Source organism: Actinomycetota bacterium, assembly GCA_005774595.1.
Classification (GTDB): domain Bacteria; phylum Actinomycetota; class Coriobacteriia; order Anaerosomatales; family D1FN1-002; genus D1FN1-002.
In genome coordinates, this window is sequence record VAUM01000273.1 from 1 (window position 1) to 2,686 (window position 2,686).

The following is a 2,686-nucleotide window of genomic DNA, read 5'->3' on the forward strand; positions in this document are numbered from 1 at the left end:
GGCGGTGACGCGAGCGACCCGGCGCGCAGGTGACTCGTCCGGGTCGGGTTCGAGGTCGTGGAAATGGTGGGGTCCGGTCATGGTTCGCCCTCCTAACGGTTAGCAGGGCGAACTATAGCACGGGGCGTGCCAGGTGGGGCAGCGACCCGGGAGGCTCCTAGAACGTCACGCTCTCCAGCCGGTCGAACACCACGTGCGACCGCGCGAGGAACGCCCACGGGTCGAAGATCTCGTCGAGCTGCTCGGCCGTCAGCGGGCAGTCGCCGTCGGCCTCGAGCAGTTCGCGGAAGGACTTGCCTCGGCGGGCGTTCTGGATGTCGTCCCACACCACCATCGCGTTGGCCTGCACCACCGCGTACGCCTCCTCGCGCAGCATGCCGGTGTCCACCATCGCGAGCAGCACGCGCGAGCTGTAGATGAGCCCGCGCGTCTTCTCGAGGTTCGCCTTCATGACCTCCGGGTAGACGACGAGCCCGTCGAGCACCCACTCGAGCTTGCCGAGCAGGTAGTCGGTTGCGATGAACGAGTCCGCGAGCACGACGCGCTCGGCCGACGAGTGCGAGATGTCGCGCTCGTGCCACAGCGCCACGTTGTCGAAGCCGACCTGCGCGTTGGCCTTCACCACGCGCGCGAGCCCGCAGACGCGCTCGGCGGTGATCGGGTTGCGCTTGTGCGGCATCGCCGAGCTGCCCTTCTGCCCGGCGGTGAACGGCTCCTCGGCCTCGATGGTGTCGGACTTCTGCAGCGCGCGGACCTCGGTGGCGATCCACTCGGCGGTGGCAGCGACCGTGGCCAGCACCGCCAGCGTGTGCGCGTGCCGGTCGCGGGCGATGACCTGCGTGGAGGTCGGGTCGGGGATCAGGCCGAGCTTGTCGCAGACGTACTCCTCGACGCTCGGGTCGATGTTGCTGTACGACCCGACCGCGCCTGAGATCGCGCCCCACGCGCACGAGTAGCGCCGGGTAGCGATGAGGCGCTGCTCCGCGCGCTTCAGGGCCTGCGCCCACGCGGCCCACTTCATGCCGAACGTCATCGGCTCGGCGTGGATGCCGTGCGTGCGGCCGACGCACAGCGTCTCGCGGAACTCCTGCGCGCGCCGCTTGCAGATGCGCCCCAAGCGGCGGACGTCCTCGATGATGAGGTCCTGAGCCTGCGTCATCTGCACGCACAGCGCGGTGTCGCCGAGGTCCGAGCTGGTCATGCCGTAGTGCACCCAGCGGCTCGGCTTCGGGTCGTCCTCGGAAAGGCCCTCGTCGATGTACTCGGCCATGTTCGTGAGGAACGCGATGACGTCGTGGTTCAGCGTGGCCTCGAGCTCGTCGATGCGCTCGACGTCGAACGCGGCCTTCTCCCGGATGACGGCGAGGTCCTCGGCGGGCACGATGCCGAGCTCGGCCTGCGCCTCGCACGCGAGCACCTCGATGCGCCTCCAGATCTCGAACTTGTTCGCGAGGTCCCAGATGGCGCCCATCTCGGGACGGGTGTAGCGGTCGATCATGGCGATGCCCCCTACGCCGGCGCGGGCGTGCACGTCCATTATCGCAGGGGCGGCCGCGCTGTGGTTGGCCGACCGCCGGAATCGGTATATCCCTCTCGGACGCAAAGTGCTCGTGCCGCAAGGGGGGGTCGCCGACCGGAGGAGGCGGCGCGTGGCGTTGCGCACACGCACGTTCCTGGCTACGGCCGTCACGCTCGCGGTGCTGTTCCTCGCGCTCTTCGGCGCGGTCAGCTCCATCACCGAGCGGTCGTTCGGGACCCTCGAGGCGCGGGACGGCGCCGCGGCGGCCACACGAATCGTCCAGGCGGTGCGCGCCGAGCTGTCCCGACTCCAGTCCGTGTCCGGCGACTGGGCGCCATGGGACGACACCTACCAGTACGTAGCCGGCGAGTACCCCGAGTACCCGACCGACAACCTGATGACCGACGCCCTGGCGAACCTGAGAGCCGACGTGTTCGTCATCGCCGACGCCTCGGGCCGCATCCTCTTCGCGGGCGGCAGCGACCTGGAGGGTGGGGGCGAACGGGATCTGCCGGCGGACCTGGCGGCCGCATGCGCCACCGCCGCCCGCACGGCACCGCTGGCGACACTCGAAGCGACCGGAGGCATCCTCCAGACGCGCCAAGGGGCCCTCCTCGTGGCGGTCCACCCCATCACGAACAACGCCCTCGACGCTCCGGCGAACGGTTGGCTTCTCGTCGGGCGGTTCCTCGACGCGGCGGAGATCACCGCGCTCAGCCAGACCACGGGACTGACCACGACCGTGTACCTGCCATCGGGCTCGAATCCCGCGGACGTCGCCGGGGCGGTCGGCCGGCTCGCCGCCAGCGGGAGCGACCGCGCGGTCGCCCCGCTCAACGACGACCTCCTCGCGACCTACGTGCAGATGCCTCTCTTCGGCGGCGGCGGCACCGCGATCATCCGCGGCGTCGCCGACCGCTCCGCATACCGCGAGAGCCGCAACACGCTCGGGCTGTTCGCGGCCGCATTCATCGCGGCAGGCCTCGTGCTGGTCGCCGCGAACCTCATCGTCCTCGACCGTTCGGTCCTGCGACGGCTCAAGAACCTGTCCAGCTTCCTCCACCGGGTCGAGGCGGCCGGGGTCGAGGCGCGTGTCCCCGTCGAAGGCACCGACGAGCTCACCTCGATCGAGCGGAACATCAACTCCATGCTCGATGCGCTCGACAC

The 2,686-nt window shown here is 70.0% G+C and carries 2 protein-coding genes; one reads left to right on the forward strand and one right to left on the reverse strand.

Going from position 1 to position 2,686, the window contains the following annotated elements:
• Positions 1 to 157: 157 nt before the first annotated feature.
• Positions 158 to 1,498: an adenylosuccinate lyase gene (locus tag FDZ70_09020; protein TLM70905.1), complete on the reverse strand. Its 1,341-nt coding sequence runs from the start codon at positions 1,496 to 1,498 to the stop codon at positions 158 to 160.
• On the opposite strand from FDZ70_09020, the gene FDZ70_09025 reads away from it, so the two are divergent.
• The coding region (locus FDZ70_09025) for a HAMP domain-containing protein (protein ID TLM70906.1) at positions 1,497 to 2,686 on the forward strand (1,190 nt) is incomplete at its 3' end. The two genes, FDZ70_09020 and FDZ70_09025, sit on opposite strands and share 2 nt — an antisense overlap.

Excerpts from the sequence above, each read along its gene's own strand:
- FDZ70_09020 (TLM70905.1), bottom strand. The coding sequence starts at position 1,498 with ATGATCGACCGCTACACCCGTCCCGAGATGGGCGCCATCTGGGACCTC.